Raw genomic sequence first — 19,278 nt, 5'->3', positions numbered from 1 at the left:
ACCCCTGAGGAGCCTCGCCGTCACGGGGCAACCGGCTCCATCCCGTCTCTGAACGACCGGACGCCCCCACAATTCAGGGGCGTACGGACCGAATCACATGCTCAATAGGCTGGAAGACAGGCGGAATCGTGTCAAAGCGTCCGGCCGATCGCGAGAAACTTCTCGCGACGCTGACGCTTGATATCGGCTTCCGACATGCCGTCGAACGCGGCCAGCGCCTGCTCGATCGCATTGCCCGTCGCGTCGACGGCGACGTCCGGATCGCGATGGGCGCCGCCCATCGGCTCGGGGACGATCTCGTCGATGACGTGGAAGCGGAACAGGTCCTGCGCCGTGATCTTCATGTTGGTCGCCGCGTCCTGCGCGCGGCTGCCGTCGCGCCAGAGGATCGAGGCCGCGCCTTCCGGCGAGATCACGCTGTAGATCGAATGCTCCAGCATCAGGACGCGATTCGCCGTCGCGATGGCGATCGCGCCGCCGGAGCCGCCCTCGCCGATGATGACGGAGACGTTCGGCGTGCCGAGGCCCAGCGCCGCCTCGGTCGAGCGCGCGATCGCCTCGGCCTGGCCGCGTTCCTCGGCGTCGATGCCCGGATAGGCGCCGGCGGTGTCGACCAGCGCGATCACCGGAAGACCAAAGCGCTCGGCCAGTTCCATGATGCGCACGGCCTTGCGGTAGCCCTCGGGCCGCGCCATGCCGAAATTGTGCCGGAGCCGGCTCTCGGTGTCATGGCCCTTTTCCTGGCCCATGACGGCGACCGGGCGGCCGCGGAAGCGGCCAAAGCCGGCGAGGATCGCCTGGTCTTCGCCGAACTTGCGGTCGCCGGCGAGCGGCGTGAAATCGGTGATCAGCCGCTTGGCGTAGTCGACGAAATGGGGCCGGTCGGGATGGCGCGCCACCTGCGTCTTCTGCCAGGGCGTCAGCTTGGCATAGATGTCGGCCAAGGCCTGGCCGGCCTTCGCCTCCAGCTTGGCGATCTCGTCACCGACCGCGACGGCGTCACCCTTCTCGGCCATGGCGCGGAGTTCCTGCACCTTGCCCTGGAGATCGGCGACGGGTTTTTCAAATTCAAGAAAGGTTCGCATCCAGACCTTCAAGCCGTACAAACATGGCTTAATGCGGGCGGCCGGATAGACCTCCCCGAAAGTGCGCGCACACTGGCTGCAAGGCCCGGCGGTGTCAAGTTGACCCGATCGTAAGGCGTCGATTCCGTCACGATTTCGCCAGCGGATGGTGCTCGGCGACGAGCGCGCGCAGCCTCTCCTCCAGCACATGCGTATAGATCTGCGTCGTCGAGATGTCGGCGTGGCCGAGCAATTGCTGGACGATGCGGAGATCGGCGCCGTTCTGCAGCAGGTGGCTGGCGAAGGCATGGCGCAGCACATGCGGCGAGACGCGAGCGGCCGGGATGCCGGCAGCGACCGCGAGGTCCTTCAAATCGCGGGCGAAGGCCTGGCGCGTCAGCGTGCCGCTGTCACCGAAGGAGGGAAACAGCCACTGCCCGCTCGGCGCCTTGCCCTCATGCTCGCGGCGGAGCGCGACATAGCGGGCGATCGCCTCGCGCGAGCGCCCCGTCAGCGGCACCATGCGCTCCTTGTTGCCCTTGCCGCGCACGATCAGCACGCGCAGATCCGCCCGCGCCGCTGAGGAAGGCAGCGCCACCAGTTCGGAAACGCGCATGCCGGAGGCGTAGAGCGTCTCGAGCAAAGCCGCGAGGCGGGCGGCCCGGAGCGCCGCGGCGGCCGTCTTGGCGGCGCCGACATTGGCTTCGGCGGTGGCTAGCAGCCGGTCGACTTCGGCCTCCGACAGCACCTTGGGGATCGGCACCTTGCGCTTCGGCCCCTCGACGATGCCGGAAGGATCATCCGCCCGCACGCCCTCGGCGAACAGAAAGCGATGCAACTGCCGGAGCGCCGACAGACGGCGCGCGGCGGAAGAGGCGGCGAAACCGCGGACTTCGAGGTCGACCAGATAGGCCCGCACGTCGGCGAGCGTCGCCCGCTCGAAGTCGAGGCCATGGCCAACGAGGAAATCGGCATAGTCCTCGAGGTCGCGGCGATAAGAGGAGAGCGTATGCGGCGAGGCGCCGCGCTCGGCGCTCATCATCTCCAGGAAGGCTTCGAGATGATGCAGCCCGGCGAGCGATCGCCCGCCCTTCGACTTCGCGGCCATCATGGTTCCTGCAGGAGCTTGTCGGTGGGGACCCGGATCGTGATCTCGCGCTTCGTCGGCTCGACATAGTTGGCCAGTCCGAACACGACGGCATAGCCGGCGAGCGCGAGCAGGATGCAGGCGACGATGAAGCGCGACAAGGTCGGCATGGACCGGTCCCGGACCTCCGGATCGTGGATCTCTGGTTATGGCCACGCCGAAGCGCTTCTGGCAAGGGCGTCGCCCCGCGCGCGCCACGCCGCCATCCACGCTCTCTCGGGCCGCCTTCAAAGCCAATCCTCCCCATTCACGGCGGCGCGCCTGCTTGACAGCATCGCCCGGGTCCGGTTCTACCTCGGCAGAGGCCGACGAGGAGCTGCGGAACCATGATCGAGAGCATCGTTCCAGAGAATGAAAGCACCGCAGCTGCGGCGGCCGTGAACAGCCGCCTCGGTCCGCGCGCCATCGTGCTGGTCGGTTTGATGGGCGCCGGCAAGACCTCCGTCGGCAAGCGCATCGCCGCCAAGCTTCACCTGCCCTTCATCGACGCCGACGCCGAGATCGAGAAGGCGGCCGACGCCACCATCCCTGAAATCTTCGCCCAGCATGGCGAGGCCTATTTTCGCGACGGCGAGCGGCGGGTGATCAAGCGCCTGCTCGATGGCACGCCGAAGGTGCTGGCAACCGGCGGCGGCGCCTTCATGAATGACGAGACGCGGGCGGCCATCCTCGACGGCGCCGTCTCGATCTGGCTCCGGGCCGAGCTCGACGTGCTCATGGCCCGCGTCCGCAAGCGCGCCAACCGGCCGCTGCTGCAGACGCCCGACCCCGAGGGCACGATGCGCCGGCTGATGGCGGAGCGCGACCCGGTCTATGCCGCGGCGAACATCCACATCCTGTCGCGCGACGTAACGCACGAGATCGTCGCCGACGAAACCATCGAAGCCCTGCTCGCCTTCCTGGCAGCCGAGGCGAATGCGCAGGAAAGCTGATCCGATGACCGCCGAAGCCGCCGACATCACCTCGGTCCCCGTCGCGCTGGGCAGCCGCGCCTACGACATCCTGATCGGCCGCGGCCTGCTCGCCGATGCCGGCCGCGCCATCGCCGAACGCCTGCCCAAGGTGCGCGCGGCTGTCGTCACCGACGAGACCGTGGCGGGCCTGCATCTCGCCACCCTCACCGCCTCGCTCGACGCCGCCGGCATCCCGAGCGAGCCGATCCTCGTCGCGCCCGGCGAGGCTTCCAAGAATTTCCGGACGCTCGAAACGGTCACCCGCGCCATTCTCGCCGCCCGGCTCGAGCGCGGCGACATCGTCATCGCGCTGGGCGGCGGCGTCGTCGGCGATCTCGCTGGCTTCGCGGCGGCGATCGCCCGGCGCGGCATGCGTTTCGTCCAGATCCCGACCTCGCTGCTGGCGCAGGTCGACAGCTCGGTCGGCGGCAAGACCGGCATTAACACGGCCGAGGGCAAGAACCTCGTCGGCGCCTTCCACCAGCCCGACCTCGTCATCGCCGATACGGGCGTTCTCGACACCCTTTCGCCGCGCGAATTCCGCGCCGGCTACGCCGAAGTGGCGAAATACGGCCTGATCGACGATCCGGCCTTCTTCGCCTGGCTGGAGCAGAACTGGCGGGGCATCCTTGCCGGCGGACCGGAGCGCGAACACGCGGTGGCGACCAGCTGCCGCGCCAAGGCCAAGGTGGTCGCGGCCGACGAGCACGAGACCGGCGAGCGCGCGCTGCTCAATCTCGGCCACACTTTCGGCCACGCGCTCGAATCGGCGACCGGCTATTCGCAGCGCCTCGTGCATGGCGAGGGCGTCGCCATCGGCATGGTGCTGGCGCATCAGTTCTCGGCCCGCATGAACCTCTGCTCGCCGGATGACGGCGCCCGCGTCGAGGCGCATCTGAAGGCGGTCGGCCTGCCGACCCGGCTCTCCGACGTGCCGGGCGGCCTTCCGGATGCCGAGGACCTGATGAAGCGGATCGCGCAGGACAAGAAGGTCTCGCGCGGCACGCTGACCTTCATCCTGACGCGTGGCATCGGCCAGGCCTTCATCGCCAAGGACGTTCCGCCGGCGGCCGTCCAGGCCTTCCTCGCCGACAAGCTGGCGGACTGATTCTTCGGGGACGCGGCAGGACGGAGGGAAGACACCCGCACGGCCTCACACACCGTCATCCCCCGGTGGCGGGGATCCATGCAGCCACGCCCCGGGGCGTTTCACGCGTCCATCAACCCGGCTGAATACATCCCGGGCCAAGCCCGGGATGACGGCGAGGGTTGCGGAGGCGGCGGTGCGATGCCGGCGAGGCTGTGAAGGTTCAGCGTCCCTCGCCTGCGGCGGAGGGTCGAAGACCGCCCTATTCCGGCGCCTTCGCCTGAATGGCCAGCGCGTGCACGCCGGCGGCCAGTTCGTCGGCGAGGATCGCGTTGATGGCGCGATGCATGTCGACGCGGCTCTTGCCGCGGAACGCCTCCGCCGTGATCTTCACGCGAAAATGCGTCTCGCCTTCCGGCCGATGGCCGGCATGGCCCTTGTGCAAATCCGACTCGTCGATCACATCTAGGCTCTGCGGCGACAGGGCACTTGTCAGCGCCTGCGCGATCCGCTCTTTCGTATCCATTCAGAGAACCTCGTTCACTCGGCGAAACCTCGCCTTGTCCCTCGGCGAGGTGGCTACCATAATCGCATCATGAAGCTCGATTCAAAACTGTTCGACGGGATCCGGATCAAGCCGGGCGCCAGCAAGACGGCTCAACAGCCAACGACCCAACGCTGCAGTTGGGCCGGCTGCGAGGCCGAAGGCACGCATAAGGCGCCGAAGGGGCGGAACCGCGAGGGCCAGTTCCACCACTTCTGCATCGATCACGTCCGTCTCTACAACAAGAGCTACAACTACTTTTCCGGCATGGGCGACGACGACGTCGCCGCCTACCAGAAGGATTCGCTGACCGGCCATCGGCCGACCTGGACCATGGGCGTCAACAGCGCCGGCGAGCAGCGCGAGCGCGTTCGCAGCCATGCGACGCGCGACTGGAGCGGCGGCGTCCAGGATCCGTTCGACATGTTCGACGGCACGGCGGGCCGCGTGAAGGAGCCGCCGAAGCCGGCGCGCCACCTGAAGACACTGGAGCGAAAATCCTTCGACACGCTGGAACTCGACGGGACCGAGACCAATGTGGAGATCAAGGCGCGCTACAAATCGCTGGTGAAGATCTACCACCCGGATGCCAATGGCGGCGACCGCAGCTCGGAGGACAGGCTGCGCGAAATCATTCAGGCATATAACTTTCTCAAAGCGGCCGGCTTCTGCTAGAAGACGCTCGTCTTCCGCTCGCGCCCGCGAGGGGAAAACCAGTTTGGCCCTCCTGCCTTGAACCCGACCGCAAGCGTCCGCTGGATGCGACGGAGCAGACATGACTGAGACGACGACTGATCGCACCGCCCTGCCCGATACGATGATCTCCGTTCGCGAGGTCTTCGGCATCGATTCCGATCTGCAGGTGCCGGCCTATTCCGAGCCGAACGAGCACGTGCCGGACGCCGATCCGGACTATCTCTTCGACCGGACGACGACGCTTGCCATTCTGGCCGGCTTCGCCCGCAACCGTCGCGTCATGGTCACCGGCTATCACGGCACCGGCAAGTCGACTCATATCGAGCAGGTCGCAGCCCGTCTCAACTGGCCGGCCGTGCGCGTCAATCTCGACAGCCACATCAGCCGTATCGACCTGATCGGCAAGGATGCGATCGTCATCAAGGACGGCCTGCAGGTCACGGAATTCCGCGACGGCATCCTGCCCTGGGCCTATCAGCACAACATCGCGCTCGTCTTCGACGAATATGACGCCGGCCGCCCGGACGTGATGTTCGTCATTCAGCGCGTGCTCGAATCCGCCGGACGCCTGACGCTGCTCGACCAGAACCGCGTCATCCGCCCGCATCCCGCCTTCCGCCTGTTCGCCACCGCCAACACGGTCGGCCTCGGCGACACGTCGGGCCTCTATCACGGCACGCAGCAGATCAACCAGGCCCAGATGGACCGCTGGTCGATCGTGACCACGCTGAACTACCTGCCGCACGACAACGAGGTCGGCATTGTCGTCTCGAAGGCCAAGCACTTCGCCGACCCGAAGGGCCGCGCCCTGGTCGGACGCATGGTGCGCCTCGCCGACATGACGCGCTCGGCCTTCATCAATGGCGATCTGTCGACCGTCATGAGCCCGCGTACCGTCATCACCTGGGCCGAGAATGCCGAGATCTTCGGCGATATCGGCTTCGCCTTCCGGGTGACGTTCCTGAACAAGTGCGACGAGCTCGAGCGCTCGCTGGTGGCGGAATTCTATCAGCGCGCCTTCGGCGAGGAGCTGGTCGAATCGGCAGCGAATGTCGTGCTGAGCTAGGACTGAGGCAGGCCCCTTCCCCGCATCGCGGCAGGGGCCTGGTTCGGGCGCGGGCGCGCTCCTTCCCTTTCGCGCCCGCCCGAAGCCTTCCGTCCAAGACGCGGCGCCGAAGCCCCTCGCCAACCCGCCTGCAAAGTGCGGGAATGCGGAGGGGGAAATGGAATCGAGAATGAGCGGCAGCAACAGCGATCCGAGACAGAGACCCGGCGAGGCGACGACGGAGCCGTTCAAGCGGGCGGTCGCCGGCTGCGTCCGCGCGATTTCCGGCAAGCCCGATCTCGAGGTCTCGTTCTCGAACGACCGCCCGATCCTGACCGGCATGCGCGCCCGCCTGCCGGAACCGGCCCGCAAGCCGACGGCGGCCGAGATCGCCGTGACCCGCGGCCTCGGCGACTCCATGGCGCTTCGGCTCGCCTGCCATGACGACGCGATTCACCGCGCCGTGGCGCCCGAGGGCAAGAACGCCCGCGCCGTGTTCGACGCGGTCGAGCAGGCGCGCGTCGAGGCGATCGGCGCCAAGCGGATGGACGGCGTTGCCGGCAATCTCGCCGCCATGCTCGAAGACCGCTACCACCGCGGCAATTTCCACGAGATCACCGAACGCTCGGAAGCGCCGCTGGAAGACGCCGTCTCGCTGATCGTGCGCGAAAAGCTGACCGGCCAGAAGCCGCCGGCCTCGGCCGAGAGGATCGTCGACCTCTGGCGCGACTGGATCGAAGAGAAGGCGAGCGCCGATTTCGGCAAGCTGGCCGATACGCTGGGCGACCAGAAGCGCTTCGCTTCGGCCGTCCGGTCGTTGCTCGCCTCGCTCGAAATGGCCGACGAACTTGGCAGCGGCGACGAAGACGAGAACGACGACCAGGGCGACTCCTCGGAGGATTCCGGCTCCGAGCAGGAGAACGCATCGGACCAGGCCGACCAGGCCGACAGCGACGCCTCGGAGGAATCCGAGACGACGGGCGACGAATCCGAGGCGGGCGAGACCGAGACGACGGAAGCCGGCGCCGAGGACGATTCCGACGGCGAGGATGCCGAGGATGCGCGCGACGCCGGCGAGGCCAAGCGCCCCGACGCCCCCTTCTCGAACGCTCCGCCGGCCATCGACTACAAGGCCTTCACGACCCGTTTCGACGAGACGATCAAGGCCGAGGATCTCTGCGATCCGGCCGAGCTCGACCGGCTGCGCGCCTTCCTCGACAAGCAGCTCTCCAACCTGCAGGGCGCCGTCGGCCGCCTCGCCAACCGGCTGCAGCGCCGGCTGATGGCGCAGCAGAACCGCTCGTGGGATTTCGATCGCGAAGAGGGCATGCTGGATCCGGCACGGCTGCACCGCGTCGTCACCGATCCGATGCAGCCGCTTTCCTTCAAGATCGAGAAGGACACGAATTTCCGCGACACAGTGGTGACGCTGCTGCTGGACAATTCCGGTTCCATGCGCGGCAGACCGATCACGGTGGCGGCGACCTGCGCCGACATCCTGGCCCGCACGCTGGAGCGCTGCGGCGTCAAGGTCGAGATCCTCGGCTTCACGACCCGCGCCTGGAAGGGTGGCCAGTCGCGCGAAGCTTGGCTGCAGGCCGGCAAGCCGGCGGCCCCCGGCCGTCTCAACGATCTGCGCCACATCATCTACAAGGCGGCCGACGCGCCCTGGCGGCGCGCCCGGCGCAATCTCGGCCTGATGATGCGCGAGGGCCTGCTCAAGGAGAACATCGACGGCGAGGCGCTCGACTGGGCGCATCAGCGCCTGCTCGCGCGCACCGAGCAGCGCAAGATCCTGATGATGATCTCCGACGGCGCCCCGGTCGACGATTCCACCCTTTCCGTGAACACCGGCAACTATCTCGAGCGGCACCTGCGCTACGTCATCGACGAGATCGAGAACCGTTCGCCGGTCGAGCTGATCGCCATCGGCATCGGCCATGACGTGACGCGCTATTATCGCCGCGCCGTGACGATCGTCGACGCCGAGGAGCTCGCCGGCGCGATGACCGAGAAGCTGGCAGAGCTGTTCGACGAGCACCAGCAGCAGCCGGTGCGCGGCCACTCGAGACGCCGGGTCGCCCGATGAAAGCCGCGCGGGCAGCCTTCGCAGCGCTGCTCCTCGCCGCTTCGGCGGGCCTTGCCATCGCCGCCGGCTTCGAGCCGGAAACGATCCGCGCCAGCCGCATCGACCAGTTCCTGATCGGGCGCAGCCAGTCGCAGTTCGGAGAATTCGAATTCGCCGGCGGGCTGGTGCTGACCTCGCCCAACCGCCTGTTCGGCGGGCTCTCCGGCATCGATGTCGGCCCCGACGGCAAAAGCTTCGTCGCGATCTCCGACACCGGCTACTGGTTCCGCGGCACGCTCGACCGAGAGGAAGGCCGGCTCGTCGGTATCAGCGACGCACGCTGGGCGCCGATGCTGAACGCCAAGGGCGAGCCGCTCGGCATCAAGAACCGCTCCGACGCCGAAGGCCTCCGGCTCACGACGATCAAGGGCCGCGAGGCGGCCTATGTGTCGTTCGAGCAGGCAAACGAACTGCGCCTCTATCGCGCCAAGGGCGACGGCGAAGAGGCCCTCGCCTTGGCGCGGCCGGACGTCATCAAGTTTCCCCGCGCCGGCCGCAAGATCGTCGGCAATCGCGGCCTCGAGGCGGTGGCGCTGCCGCCCAGGGACGGCCCGCTCGCCGGCGCGCCGGTGCTGGTCGCCGAGCGTTCGCTCGACAAGGACGGCAATCATCGCGGCTGGATCGTCGGCGGGCCGCTCGCCGGCGCCTTCTTCGTCGTTCGCAGCGGCGACTATGACGTCACCGACGGCGCCTTCCTGCCGAATGGCGACCTGCTGATCCTCGAGCGGCGGCTGGTGGTGCCCTATGGCGTCGGCATGCGGCTGCGCCGCCTGCCCGGCGACGCGATCCGCCCCGGCGCCCTCGTCGACGGCCCGGTCGTGATGGAGGCGGACATGCTGAGCCAGATCGACAACATGGAAGGCCTCGCCGTCTCGACCGACCCGGACGGCCGGGCGCGCGTGACGCTGGTCTCCGACGACAATGTCAGCATCCTGCAGCGCACGCTGGTGCTGGAATTCATCTGGCAGGGCCCGGGCGTCCCCTCCGGCACCGCCGTCAACTGACACATCTTTTGTCGGCACGGAGCATCCTCGCGATTCTCGGCCGGCGCGCCATCGGCTATGCTCTGGAACTCGCCGTCGAGGCGATGAAGGCAGGCCATCGCGGCGTCTTCTTCACGCTGGAATACACCGAGGAGGAGATCGTCGACCGGCTGCGGGCGATCGGCGCGGAGACAAGGCTCGCGGACGGCCAGTTTGCCTTCGACAGTTCCGACGCCATCCGCGCCGACTACATCATGGCGAGGCTGGCCACGGCGGCGCCGGGCACGCTGGTGGTGATCGATTATCTGCAGCTGCTCGACCAGCAGCGCGATACTCCCGAGCTGATGGAGCAGGTCCGCACGCTGAGATCCTTTGCCCGTGAACGCGGGCTGATCCTCGTCTTCCTGTCGCAGATCGACCGCTCCTACGATCCGGCCACAAAGCCCTTCCCGGATCTCGGCGTTGTGCGCCTGCCGAACCCGCTCGGTCTGGCGCTGTTCGACAAGACCTGCTTCCTGAACCGGGGCGAAGTCCGGTTCCAGGCGACGGGCTGACATAAAAAAAAGCCCCGCCGAGGCGGGGCTTTTTCCAATCGGGAATAGACGTCGAGGCCTATGCCGGACGCGCCTGGGCGCCCGGCCACGCCAGCACGACCCGCATCAACGCGCGATAGGGCGCCAGCAGCAGCAGCGCCGCCAGGAGCTTCACCGTCAGATCGCCCAGCGCCCAGGACATCCAGCGCGCCGCCGTCACCGACAACACGCCCAGCACCGGCGCCGATTCGAGCGCGAAGGCATCGTTGGGGCCGAGGAAGGACGCGAACGGCGCGAAGGCGAGCGTGAAGAAGATCGCCGTGTCGAAGATCGAACCGAACACCGAGGCAGCCAGCGGCGCGCGCCACCACGCCATGCGGCGCAGACGGTTGAACAGGCTGATATCGAGCAACTGGCCGAACAGATAGGCCGCGCCGGAGGCGACCGCGAGGCGCGGCGTCGCCAGCTTGACCGACACCGCGACGGCGCAGACGAAGCCGACCAGCACGATGATCCGCGCCACGTTCGGGCCGTAGCGGCGATTGGTCAGGTCGCTGACGAAGAAGGCGAGCGGAAAGGTGAACGCGCCCCAGGTCAGGATATCGGCGAGTTGAAGCTGGCCGACCATGGCCTCGACCGGGTACTGGACGAGGACATTCGACAAAACGACAACGGCCGCCATGACGGCGGCCGCAACGATGTGACCCGGCTTGATCATCGATGGCCTCAAGCGGCTGCGACGGCGTCCTGCTCGGTCTTCTTGGCGATGGCGCGCTTCAGCGTCGCCGCGCGGAAGGAGAGCTCCTTCGCGTCAGCCTTGGCAAGGAACGCATCCAGGCCGCCACGGTGCTCGACCGAACGCAGGCCATAGGCGCTGACGCGCAGCTTGAAGCTACGGCCGAGCGCGTCGCTGATCAACGTCACGTTGACGAGGTTCGGCAGGTAGCGACGGCGCGCCCTGTTGTTGGCATGGCTGACGGTGTTGCCGGTCATAACGGCCTTGCCGGTCAACTCGCAGACACGGGACATGACAAAAATCCTTCTATTCCGCCGCAACGCGCCAGCTTCGGCATCCATCACGGCAGGGGTATCGGAAAGTGGGCCTTCTCATAGTGGCCGAAGCCGGGGCCGTCAAGCATTCAGCGCGCGATGACTAGTGACTAAAGCGGGGCAAATCACCTAGAATCGCGCGAAGTGATTTGGGGGCAGCATCCGAACCACGCGCCGGCGCGGCGATGACGGCGAAAATCGCGCCCGGCCAAGCCTCTTCGACGGAACCATTTCTCATGAAATCGCGCCGCTTCCTCCGTGCCCTTTGCCTGCCGGCCCTGGCGGTGGCGTCGATCTGCGCCCAGGCACCAACCGCCGCCGCCGCGCCCGCCAAGGCCCAGGCGCCGAGCGGCAAGGTCGATGCCACCTATAACATCCTGCTCGGCGGGCTGACCATCGGCCGCTTCGCGCTCGACACCGAATTCGACGGCAAGGGCTACACCATCACCGTACGCGGCACGACCAGCGGCGTCAGCCGCTTCGTCTCCGACGGCAAGGGCTATCTGAAGAGCAGCGGCCGTATGATCGGCACCCGTGTCCTGCCCGGCGCCTACCTGCTCGACACCAGCGAGAACGGCCACCGCAACTCGACCGTCTCGATGCAGATGAATGCCGGCAACATCCAGCATGTCGCGGCGATGCCGCCGCTGGCGAAGAAAGCGGACCGCGTGCCGCTGCTGCCGCAGCACAAGCGCAACATCTTCGATCCCTTGAGCGCGATGATCGTGCCGATGAAGAACGGCAGCACCGCCGGCGCCTGCAACCGCACCGTCCCCGTCTTCGACGGCTGGCAGCGCTTCGACGTCAAGCTCTACTACAAGGGCACGGCCGAGGTGGACGGCCAGGACGGCTCCTACAAGGGCTCCGTGGTCGTCTGCGGCGCCCGCTATGTCCCGGTCGCCGGCCACCGGCCGACGCGCGAGGCGATCGAGTACATGGAAAACAACAAGGCGCTCGAGGTCTGGCTCGCCCCCGTCGAGGCGCTGGGCGTCATGATCCCCTACCGGATGCAGATCGGCACCGAGGTCGGCATGCTGACCATCCACGCCTCGCGCTTCGTCGGCCACTCCGAAACCCAGCGCGCCTCGGCAGAGTAAGCCGGACCGATTCCGCGACCTCGCCAAAGGACGTCGCCGACAGGGCAAATCTCCCCGCGCGGAGCGTCTATTGGCCAGTTTGGCCCCTCCCACCCTGTCCCGGATTGCGACAGCGTCTCTCCCATTCGTTAACGCGCGGCCCGGCCGATCGGCCCGCGCGCCGGGTCCGCTGGGGCGGCCGGCGCGATATCTCGTGGGGCGGCTGGCCATGGCCACCACCGGTCGTGGGCACGAATCCGGAACGCCGGGGTACCGATGATTCGTCCATGCTCCGTTCCGGATTCGATCGAATCCCTAACGAAGTTTCACAAATGTCATTGATCGAATTTACGTTTCGCTAACCATGGCGGACGGGGATCCGGAGGCCAGACGTTAACGCTCCGGCGGCATTTCCGGTCGCCGCGCCGCGGCTCGCGGCACTATTTCGTGGCGGTCCCGCGCGAGCGGCACATATATGGTGGTGAACAGAACGCGATTTCCGGCGAGTCAGTGATTCGGACATCGTTTGTTCCAGAAAGGTTCCACAGGTTAATCGGGGACTTTCTGCAGGCGTGGAACGGGCCCCCCTTTGTTTCGACATGATACAGGGGCATCGTCCGAACGTTGGAATTGTGAGACTGCCCGCGAGATGATTGATCGGTCGAAAGCTACAGGCGCCGGAGCGGGCGGGCGCAACGTCACTGCCGTTTTGGGTCCGACCAATACCGGCAAGACGCATCTGGCGATCGAGCGCATGCTCGCCCATTCGTCGGGCGTCATCGGCCTGCCGCTCCGCCTGCTCGCCCGCGAGGTCTATGGCCGGGTCGTGGCGCGGGTCGGCGCCAACGCCGTCGCGCTGATCACCGGCGAAGAAAAGATCATCCCGCCGCACCCGCGCTATCGCGTCTGCACGGTCGAGGCCCTGCCCTCCCATACCGACGCGTCCTTCCTGGCGATCGACGAGATCCAGCTCGCCGCCGATCTCGACCGCGGCCACGTCTTCACCGACCGGCTGCTCAACCTGCGTGGCCGCGACGAGACGCTGCTGCTCGGCGCCGGAACGATGCGCGGCATCCTGGAAAAACTGCTGCCGGGGATCAACGTCGTCACCCGGCCGCGCATGTCGATGCTGACCTATGCCGGCTCGAAGAAGATCACCCGCCTGCCCCGCCGCACCGCCGTCGTCGCCTTCTCGGCCGACGAGGTCTATGCGATCGCCGAGCTGATTCGGCGGCAACGTGGCGGCGCAGCGGTGGTGCTCGGCTCGCTTTCACCGCGCACGCGAAATGCCCAGGTCGAACTTTATCAGTCGGGCGACGTCGATTTTCTCGTCGCCACCGATGCGATCGGCATGGGCCTCAATCTCGACGTCGATCACGTCGCCTTCGCGCAGGAACGGAAATTCGACGGCTTCCAGTACCGGCGGTTGACGGCGGCCGAGCTGGGCCAGATCGCCGGCCGCGCCGGACGCCATACCCGCGACGGCACCTTCGGCGTCACCGGCCAGGTCGACCCGTTCGAGGACGAACTGATCGAGGCGCTGGAGAGCCATCAATTCGCCCCGGTGCGCACGCTGCAATGGCGCAACCGGGCGCTGGATTTCCGCACGATCGATAGCCTTCGCGCCAGTTTGGAGCGGACGCCGGACCAGGAGGGCCTATCGAAGGCCCCTCCCGCCGAGGACGTGACCGTGCTCGAAATCGTCAGCCGCGACCCGGGCATCCGGGCGCTCGCCAACCGGCGCGAGCGCATCGAATTGCTCTGGGATATCTGCCAGACGCCCGACTACCGCCGCATTGCCCCGGCCAATCATGCCGAGATCGTCGGTGACATTTTCACCTTCGTCGCCCGCGACGGCGCGGTGCCGGACGACTGGTTTCAGCGTCAGGTCGCCTTTGCAGATCGCACGGATGGCGATATCGATACGCTCGCCAACCGCATTGCGCACATAAGAACATGGACCTTTGCGGCAAACCGGCCTAACTGGCTTAAGGATCCTCGCCATTGGCAGGAGCGCACGCGCGCTATAGAGGATCGACTTTCCGATGCGCTGCACGAAAGGCTGACTCAGCGTTTCGTGGACAGGCGCACAAGTGTACTGATGAAGCGGCTCAGAGAAAACGCCATGCTCGAAGCAGAAATCACGACCTCCGGCGATGTGCTGGTCGAGGGACAGCATGTCGGAAGCCTGCAGGGTTTCCGCTTCACGCCAGATCCCCAGGCCGACGGCCCGGACGCCAAAGCGATCGGGGCCGTAGCCCAGAAAGCGCTTGCCGGCGAGATCGAACGCCGCGCCGAGAAGATCGGCAACGCCCCCAATCCCGAATTCGTGCTCTCGACCGACGGCACGCTGCGCTGGCTCGGCGCGCCGGTCGCCCGCATCGTCTCGACGGACGACGCGCTGCGGCCGCGCCTGGTGCTGCTCGCCGATGAGGGCCTGACCGGTCCGGCGCGCGAACGTGTGCAGGACCGCGTCGACATCTGGCTGAAGAGCCATATCGAGACGCTGCTGAAGCCGCTGTTCGAACTGCTGGCGGGCGTCGAGCTTTCAGCGCCGGCGCGCGGCATCGCCTTCCGCATTGTCGAGGGCCAGGGCGTTCTCGAACGCTCGGAGATCGCCGAGGAAATCAAGGCGCTGGACCAGGAGGCCCGCTCGGGCCTGCGCAAGCTCGGCGTGCGCTTCGGCGCCTACCACATCTACGTTCCGGCCCTGCTGAAGCCGGCGCCGAGCGCCCTCAACGCCATGCTGTGGGCGCTGAAGAACCACGGCCTCGACGCGCCGGGCCTGGCCGAGCTGCCGCAGCTCTCCGCCACCGGCCGCACCACCGTGCCGGTCGATCCGACCTTCGCCCGGCCGCTCTACCGCGTCGTCGGCTATCGCATCGCCGGCAACCGCGCCGTCCGCATCGACATTCTCGAGCGTCTGGCCGACATCATCCGGCCGCTGATCGCCTGGAAGCCGACTTCCGATAATCTCGTGCCGCCCGAGGGCGCCGTCGACGGCAATGGTTTCACTATCACCGTTTCGATGACCTCGCTGCTCGGCTGCTCCGGCGAGGATTTCGCCGGCGTGCTGAAGTCGCTCGGTTACCGTCTCGATCGCCGCCCGGCGCCGCCGAAGGCAGCGCCGGTCGCCAAGGCGGAAACCGTCACGACCGAGACGGTCGAAACGGTGACCGAGGCCGAAGCGCCTGCCGCCGCCGAGGCGGAGGTTGCGACGGCCGTCGAAAGCGACGTTGCGGCGGCTGTCGAGGCTGATTCGGCCGTGGCCGAAGCTGCCGTCGAATCCGCCGAGACCGAAGTTGCAGAGGTGGAAGCCACGGAAACGGTAGCGGCAGCAACGGCAGAGACCGTCGCCGAGACGACCGAGACCGAGACGGCGACCGAGGTCGTGACCGAGACCGCCGCCGAGCCGGCGACCCCGGCCGAGCCGGAAATGATCGACGTCTGGCGTCCGGGCCGGTTCGACCGTCGCCCGCAGCAGCGCGATCATCGCCGTGACCGTCGTCCGAACAGCAACGCGTCGGCTCCGGCCGAAGGCGCTGCCGGTGAAGCGAAGCCGGAAGGTCGCGAAGGCCGTGGCCGCCAGCAGGACGGCGAGCGCGACGGCCGTCGCCAGGGCCGGCCGCAGCAGCGCGGTCCGCGTCCCGAGCGCGGCAATGGCGACCGCCCGCAGGGCGAGCGCGAGGGCCGTCGCAACGACCGTCCCGGCAACGATCACCGCAACAAGGGCGGCGATCAGCGTCCAGGCCAGGCTGCGGCGCCGCGGCGCGAGGAGCCCCGGCGCGAACGGCCGATCGATCCGAACTCGCCCTTCGCGGCTCTGGCGGCCCTCAAGGCCGACCTCGAAGCCAAGAAGCGCGGCGGCTAGTTAGTCTGGGACCCAACGCGGAGCAGCGATGAGCGAGGAGACCGGACGCCAGCGTATCGACAAATGGCTCTGGTTTGCTCGCCTCGCCAAGAGCCGCTCGATCGCCCAGAAGCTGGTGACGGGCGGCAAGGTCCGCGTCAACCGCGACAAGATCGACGCGTCGAGCCGCCTCGTGCGGCCCGGCGACGTCCTGACGGTCGCTTTCGAACGCCAGGTGCGGGTGATCCGCATCCTGGACCCCGGCACGCGCCGGGGGCCGGCGCCGGAAGCGCAGCGTCTCTACGAGGACATCACGCCGCCGGCTCCGATTTCGCCGGCGTCGTCGCCGCTCCAGCGCGGCGGTCCACGGCCGACGAAACGCGACCGCCGGGTGCTGGATGCGTTCCATTCCGGGACATCCGCCGACGACGGATCGAATTTTCCAACCGACGACGAAGATTGAGAAAACAGGTTCAGGCGGGACCGCCCCGTGCGGCATCCGCGATCCTTGCGCCGCCTCGCTAAAGCGTTTACCCATCCGGCGACGGCGAGCTTGGAGCGTGCCCGCCCGAGGAGACGATCGTGCCCTATGTCGTGACCGACAATTGTATCCGCTGCAAATATACGGATTGCGTGGAAGTGTGTCCCGTGGACTGCTTCTACGAGGGCGAAAACATGCTCGTCATCCATCCGGATGAATGCATCGATTGCGGCGTCTGCGAGCCGGAATGCCCGGCCGAGGCGATCAAGCCGGATACCGAGCCGGGCCTCGAGAAGTGGCTGAAGCTCAACGCCGAATATGCCGAGAAATGGCCGAACATCACCGTCCGCAAGGATCCGCCGGCCGACGCCGCCGATTTCGACGGGGTGGCCAACAAGCTCGAGACGCAGTTCTCCGCCGCCCCCGGCGAAGGCGACTGACAAGGCTTCCGATTCGCCTACCGATCCCGATCCAGGCGGCCGACGCGAAGCGCCCTCGCGGCGCAGCGACGGCAATGCTTTGATTTTTGGGTATTTTGTGATATATATACAAATACAGTCGGTAACCACCTACGGCGTAACCGCACCTTTTTGGTGTTTCGTTCGTGAACAACCCTCAACATTGACGCGATAGACCGCCCTGACGCGACAAGCGCGCGCCGGCGGAGGATCGTCGACGATGTTGTTCACGCATGCGAGACACCTGGCTGGTGACAAGCGTCTTCCTGATCGGCTGACAAGCGGAATGAGCGGACCCGACCGGTTCGCCTCCGGGGCGCGTTTGCTCCGGAACCGGGTCGGAGTCGCATTTGCCATGGATGAGACGGGGAATCGTCAAAATCCGGCCTTTGGCTTGGCGAGCCGGGCCCGCCAATTTAACGGAGTTAATACGCGTATGGCCACCCTCAAGAAGACCACTCTGCGTTCCGATTTCAAGACCGGCGAGCATATCGTCTATCCGGCGCACGGCGTCGGTGAGATTGTCGGTATCGAAGAGCAGGAAGTGGCCGGCATCAAGCTTGAGCTCTTCGTGATCGCGTTCGAGAAGGACAAGATGAAACTGCGCGTACCCGTCGCGAAGGCGACGACGGTCGGCATGCGCAAGCTTTCGGACGCGACCACCGTGAAGAAGGCGCTCGAGACCATTCGTGGCCGCGCCCGCGTCAAGCGCACCATGTGGAGCCGTCGGGCCCAGGAATATGAAGCGAAGATCAACTCCGGCGACCTGATTCAGATCTCGGAAGTCGTTCGCGATCTCTACCGTTCCGACACGCAGCCGGAGCAGTCCTACAGCGAGCGTCAGCTCTATGAGGCGGCCCTCGACCGCATGTCGCGCGAAATCGCGGCGGTCAGCGAGATCTCGGAGACCGAAGCGGTCCGCCAGATCGAGCAGAACCTCGCCAAGAGCCCGAAGCGCGGCGGCAAGGTCGACGAGGAAGTCGTCGCCGAGGTCGATGCCGACGACGAGAAGCACGACGAGGCAGCCTGAGCCCGCGGCGCTGAGCGCCCGGCTTCGGATCTTCGAAGATACCAAGGAACGCCCGGCACCCGCCGGGCGTTTTCTTGTGTCGGATGCCAACAGCGCGGCGCCCGCTCACGCGCGCCTCCGCACGCATCACACCAATGTGTCGCCCCTTTTTGGAACCGGATCGTATGGTGAAGCCTTAGCTCGCTACGGGGCTTCAACATAGGAGTGGTCGAGATGGGCACGTCGGCAATCTCCGGACGTCAATTCGTCAAGGCCGCCATGCAGGCACCTTATCTCGAGCGCACCGAGGAACATGACCTCGCCGTGCGCTGGCGCGAGGTCAAGGATCAGGCCGCCCTCCATCGCCTGACCGCGTCCCACATGCGCCTCGTCATCGCGCTCGCGGCACGTTTCCGCCATTTCGGCCTGCCGATGAGTGACCTGATCCAGGAGGGCCATGTCGGCCTCCTCGAGGCGGCCGCCCGCTTCGAGCCGGAGCGCGAGGTTCGCTTCTCGACCTATGCCACCTGGTGGATCCGCGCCTCGATCCAGGATTACATCCTGCGCAACTGGTCGATCGTGCGCGGTGGCACCAGTTCGACGCAGAAGGCGCTGTTCTTCAATCTGCGCCGTCTGCGCGCCAAGCTGTCGCAGGGCTCGGTCGCGATACCGAACCAGCAGATCTACCAGCAGATCGCGGTGGCTGTCGGCGTTTCCGCCAACGATGTGGCGCTGATGGATGCGCGGCTGTCGGGCTCCGACACCTCGCTGAACGCGCCGATCCACGATACGGATTCATCGACGTCGGACCGGCAGGATTTCCTCGTCGACGACATGCCGCTGCCCGACCAGATGGTCGGCGACGTGATCGACACCGAGCGCCGGGTCACCTGGCTGAACGAGGCGATGAGCGCGCTGTCCGATCGCGAGGTGCGGATCCTGCGCGAGCGCCGCCTGCGCGAGGAAGGAGCGACGCTGGAATCGCTCGGCGAGACGCTCGGCATCTCGAAGGAGCGCGTCCGGCAGATCGAAAGCCGGGCGATCGAGAAGCTGAAGGCGGCGTTGCTGCGCGAGCACCCCGACCGCGCCACCTTCGTCTGAACGCCCGGGAATTCCGCGCCACCTTCACCTATCCCTGAGGGCGAGGTGAAGGTGCAGCGCGATCGAATGGGCC

General features: G+C 66.9%; 18 protein-coding genes and 1 pseudogene. 13 read left to right on the top strand and 6 right to left on the bottom strand.

Annotated elements, in window-relative coordinates; translation table 11 throughout:
- Positions 1 to 131 precede the first annotated feature (131 nt).
- The 3 genes from G342_RS0112235 to G342_RS0112225 form a co-directional block, all read right to left on the bottom strand.
- Positions 132 to 1,085 (bottom strand): acetyl-CoA carboxylase carboxyltransferase subunit alpha, encoded by a 954-nt coding sequence (locus G342_RS0112235; RefSeq protein WP_018183435.1) that lies wholly within the window; start codon positions 1,083 to 1,085, stop codon positions 132 to 134.
- 127 nt (positions 1,086 to 1,212) lie between these two features.
- On the bottom strand, positions 1,213 to 2,172 hold the full coding sequence (xerD, locus tag G342_RS0112230) for a site-specific tyrosine recombinase XerD (protein WP_018183434.1): 960 nt from the start codon (positions 2,170 to 2,172) through the stop codon (positions 1,213 to 1,215).
- Entirely contained in the window at positions 2,172 to 2,321 is a 150-nt protein-coding gene (locus G342_RS0112225; protein WP_018183433.1) for a hypothetical protein, read from the bottom strand. Before G342_RS0112225 ends, xerD begins: the two co-directional genes overlap by 1 nt.
- A 216-nt stretch (positions 2,322 to 2,537) precedes the next feature.
- Here G342_RS0112225 and G342_RS0112220 point away from each other — a divergent pair, with 216 nt between their 5' ends.
- Positions 2,538 to 3,143 carry a shikimate kinase gene (locus G342_RS0112220; protein WP_018183432.1) on the top strand — a complete coding sequence of 202 codons (606 nt, stop codon included), beginning with the start codon at positions 2,538 to 2,540 and terminating at the stop codon, positions 3,141 to 3,143.
- 4 nt (positions 3,144 to 3,147) lie between these two features.
- Positions 3,148 to 4,272 (top strand): 3-dehydroquinate synthase, encoded by a 1,125-nt coding sequence (gene aroB, locus G342_RS0112215; protein ID WP_018183431.1) that lies wholly within the window; start codon positions 3,148 to 3,150, stop codon positions 4,270 to 4,272.
- A gap of 241 nt (positions 4,273 to 4,513) precedes the next feature.
- On the opposite strand, the gene G342_RS0112210 is transcribed toward aroB, so the two are convergent.
- Positions 4,514 to 4,777 carry a BolA family protein gene (locus G342_RS0112210; protein ID WP_018183430.1) on the bottom strand — a complete coding sequence of 88 codons (264 nt, stop codon included), beginning with the start codon at positions 4,775 to 4,777 and terminating at the stop codon, positions 4,514 to 4,516.
- A gap of 69 nt (positions 4,778 to 4,846) precedes the next feature.
- Here G342_RS0112210 and G342_RS0112205 point away from each other — a divergent pair, with 69 nt between their 5' ends.
- The 5 genes and pseudogenes from G342_RS0112205 to G342_RS24015 form a co-directional block, all read left to right on the top strand.
- Complete coding sequence (locus G342_RS0112205; RefSeq protein ID WP_018183429.1) at positions 4,847 to 5,470, top strand: J domain-containing protein; 624 nt, start codon at positions 4,847 to 4,849, stop codon at positions 5,468 to 5,470.
- A 100-nt stretch (positions 5,471 to 5,570) separates the two neighbouring features.
- Entirely contained in the window at positions 5,571 to 6,557 is a 987-nt protein-coding gene (gene cobS, locus G342_RS0112200; RefSeq protein ID WP_018183428.1) for a cobaltochelatase subunit CobS, read from the top strand.
- A 157-nt stretch (positions 6,558 to 6,714) separates the two neighbouring features.
- On the top strand, positions 6,715 to 8,625 hold the full coding sequence (cobT, locus tag G342_RS0112195) for a cobaltochelatase subunit CobT (RefSeq protein ID WP_040878705.1): 1,911 nt from the start codon (positions 6,715 to 6,717) through the stop codon (positions 8,623 to 8,625).
- Complete coding sequence (locus tag G342_RS24020) at positions 8,622 to 9,668, top strand: esterase-like activity of phytase family protein (protein WP_018183426.1); 1,047 nt, start codon at positions 8,622 to 8,624, stop codon at positions 9,666 to 9,668. The genes cobT and G342_RS24020 overlap by 4 nt, the downstream gene beginning before the upstream one ends.
- 59 nt (positions 9,669 to 9,727) lie before the next feature.
- Positions 9,728 to 10,201: pseudogene (locus G342_RS24015) on the top strand (DNA helicase); the annotation flags it as partial.
- A gap of 58 nt (positions 10,202 to 10,259) precedes the next feature.
- On the opposite strand, the gene G342_RS0112180 reads toward G342_RS24015, so the two are convergent.
- Positions 10,260 to 10,898 carry a queuosine precursor transporter gene (locus tag G342_RS0112180; protein WP_018183424.1) on the bottom strand — a complete coding sequence of 213 codons (639 nt, stop codon included), beginning with the start codon at positions 10,896 to 10,898 and terminating at the stop codon, positions 10,260 to 10,262.
- 8 nt (positions 10,899 to 10,906) lie between these two features.
- Entirely contained in the window at positions 10,907 to 11,209 is a 303-nt protein-coding gene (rpmB, locus tag G342_RS0112175; RefSeq protein WP_018183423.1) for a 50S ribosomal protein L28, read from the bottom strand.
- Between the two features lie 257 nt (positions 11,210 to 11,466).
- Here rpmB and G342_RS24010 point away from each other — a divergent pair, with 257 nt between their 5' ends.
- The 6 genes from G342_RS24010 (at position 11,467) to G342_RS0112145 (ending at position 19,205) form a co-directional block, all read left to right on the top strand.
- On the top strand, positions 11,467 to 12,327 hold the full coding sequence (locus G342_RS24010; protein ID WP_018183422.1) for a DUF3108 domain-containing protein: 861 nt from the start codon (positions 11,467 to 11,469) through the stop codon (positions 12,325 to 12,327).
- 628 nt (positions 12,328 to 12,955) lie between these two features.
- Positions 12,956 to 16,177 (top strand): helicase-related protein, encoded by a 3,222-nt coding sequence (locus tag G342_RS0112165; RefSeq protein ID WP_040878702.1) that lies wholly within the window; start codon positions 12,956 to 12,958, stop codon positions 16,175 to 16,177.
- Positions 16,178 to 16,205: 28 nt separating this feature from the next.
- Positions 16,206 to 16,619, top strand: coding sequence for an RNA-binding S4 domain-containing protein (locus G342_RS0112160; RefSeq protein ID WP_018183420.1), 414 nt, complete (start codon positions 16,206 to 16,208; stop codon positions 16,617 to 16,619).
- Between the two features lie 119 nt (positions 16,620 to 16,738).
- Positions 16,739 to 17,077: a ferredoxin FdxA gene (gene fdxA / locus G342_RS0112155; protein WP_026304367.1), complete on the top strand. Its 339-nt coding sequence runs from the start codon at positions 16,739 to 16,741 to the stop codon at positions 17,075 to 17,077.
- Between the two features lie 454 nt (positions 17,078 to 17,531).
- On the top strand, positions 17,532 to 18,125 hold the full coding sequence (locus tag G342_RS0112150) for a CarD family transcriptional regulator (RefSeq protein WP_018183418.1): 594 nt from the start codon (positions 17,532 to 17,534) through the stop codon (positions 18,123 to 18,125).
- 213 nt (positions 18,126 to 18,338) lie between these two features.
- Positions 18,339 to 19,205 carry an RNA polymerase factor sigma-32 gene (locus tag G342_RS0112145; RefSeq protein WP_018183417.1) on the top strand — a complete coding sequence of 289 codons (867 nt, stop codon included), beginning with the start codon at positions 18,339 to 18,341 and terminating at the stop codon, positions 19,203 to 19,205.
- Positions 19,206 to 19,278: the final 73 nt, after the last annotated feature.

The sequence above is a fragment of the Kaistia granuli DSM 23481 genome (assembly GCF_000380505.1).
Lineage (GTDB): Bacteria > Pseudomonadota > Alphaproteobacteria > Rhizobiales > Kaistiaceae > Kaistia > Kaistia granuli.
Note: the sequence above shows the minus strand (reverse complement) of the source record. Positions and strands in the feature narration are given on the sequence as shown.

Coding starts and splice junctions, on each gene's coding strand:
- G342_RS0112235 (WP_018183435.1), bottom strand. CDS start 1,085: ATGCGAACCTTTCTTGAATTTGAAAAACCCGTCGCCGATCTCCAGGGC.
- xerD (WP_018183434.1), bottom strand. CDS start 2,172: ATGGCCGCGAAGTCGAAGGGCGGGCGATCGCTCGCCGGGCTGCATCAT.
- G342_RS0112225 (WP_018183433.1), bottom strand. CDS start 2,321: ATGCCGACCTTGTCGCGCTTCATCGTCGCCTGCATCCTGCTCGCGCTC.
- G342_RS0112220 (WP_018183432.1), top strand. CDS start 2,538: ATGATCGAGAGCATCGTTCCAGAGAATGAAAGCACCGCAGCTGCGGCG.
- aroB (WP_018183431.1), top strand. CDS start 3,148: ATGACCGCCGAAGCCGCCGACATCACCTCGGTCCCCGTCGCGCTGGGC.
- G342_RS0112210 (WP_018183430.1), bottom strand. CDS start 4,777: ATGGATACGAAAGAGCGGATCGCGCAGGCGCTGACAAGTGCCCTGTCG.
- G342_RS0112205 (WP_018183429.1), top strand. CDS start 4,847: ATGAAGCTCGATTCAAAACTGTTCGACGGGATCCGGATCAAGCCGGGC.
- cobS (WP_018183428.1), top strand. CDS start 5,571: ATGACTGAGACGACGACTGATCGCACCGCCCTGCCCGATACGATGATC.
- cobT (WP_040878705.1), top strand. CDS start 6,715: ATGGAATCGAGAATGAGCGGCAGCAACAGCGATCCGAGACAGAGACCC.
- G342_RS24020 (WP_018183426.1), top strand. CDS start 8,622: ATGAAAGCCGCGCGGGCAGCCTTCGCAGCGCTGCTCCTCGCCGCTTCG.
- G342_RS0112180 (WP_018183424.1), bottom strand. CDS start 10,898: ATGATCAAGCCGGGTCACATCGTTGCGGCCGCCGTCATGGCGGCCGTT.
- rpmB (WP_018183423.1), bottom strand. CDS start 11,209: ATGTCCCGTGTCTGCGAGTTGACCGGCAAGGCCGTTATGACCGGCAAC.
- G342_RS24010 (WP_018183422.1), top strand. CDS start 11,467: ATGAAATCGCGCCGCTTCCTCCGTGCCCTTTGCCTGCCGGCCCTGGCG.
- G342_RS0112165 (WP_040878702.1), top strand. CDS start 12,956: ATGATTGATCGGTCGAAAGCTACAGGCGCCGGAGCGGGCGGGCGCAAC.
- G342_RS0112160 (WP_018183420.1), top strand. CDS start 16,206: ATGAGCGAGGAGACCGGACGCCAGCGTATCGACAAATGGCTCTGGTTT.
- G342_RS0112150 (WP_018183418.1), top strand. CDS start 17,532: ATGGCCACCCTCAAGAAGACCACTCTGCGTTCCGATTTCAAGACCGGC.
- G342_RS0112145 (WP_018183417.1), top strand. CDS start 18,339: ATGGGCACGTCGGCAATCTCCGGACGTCAATTCGTCAAGGCCGCCATG.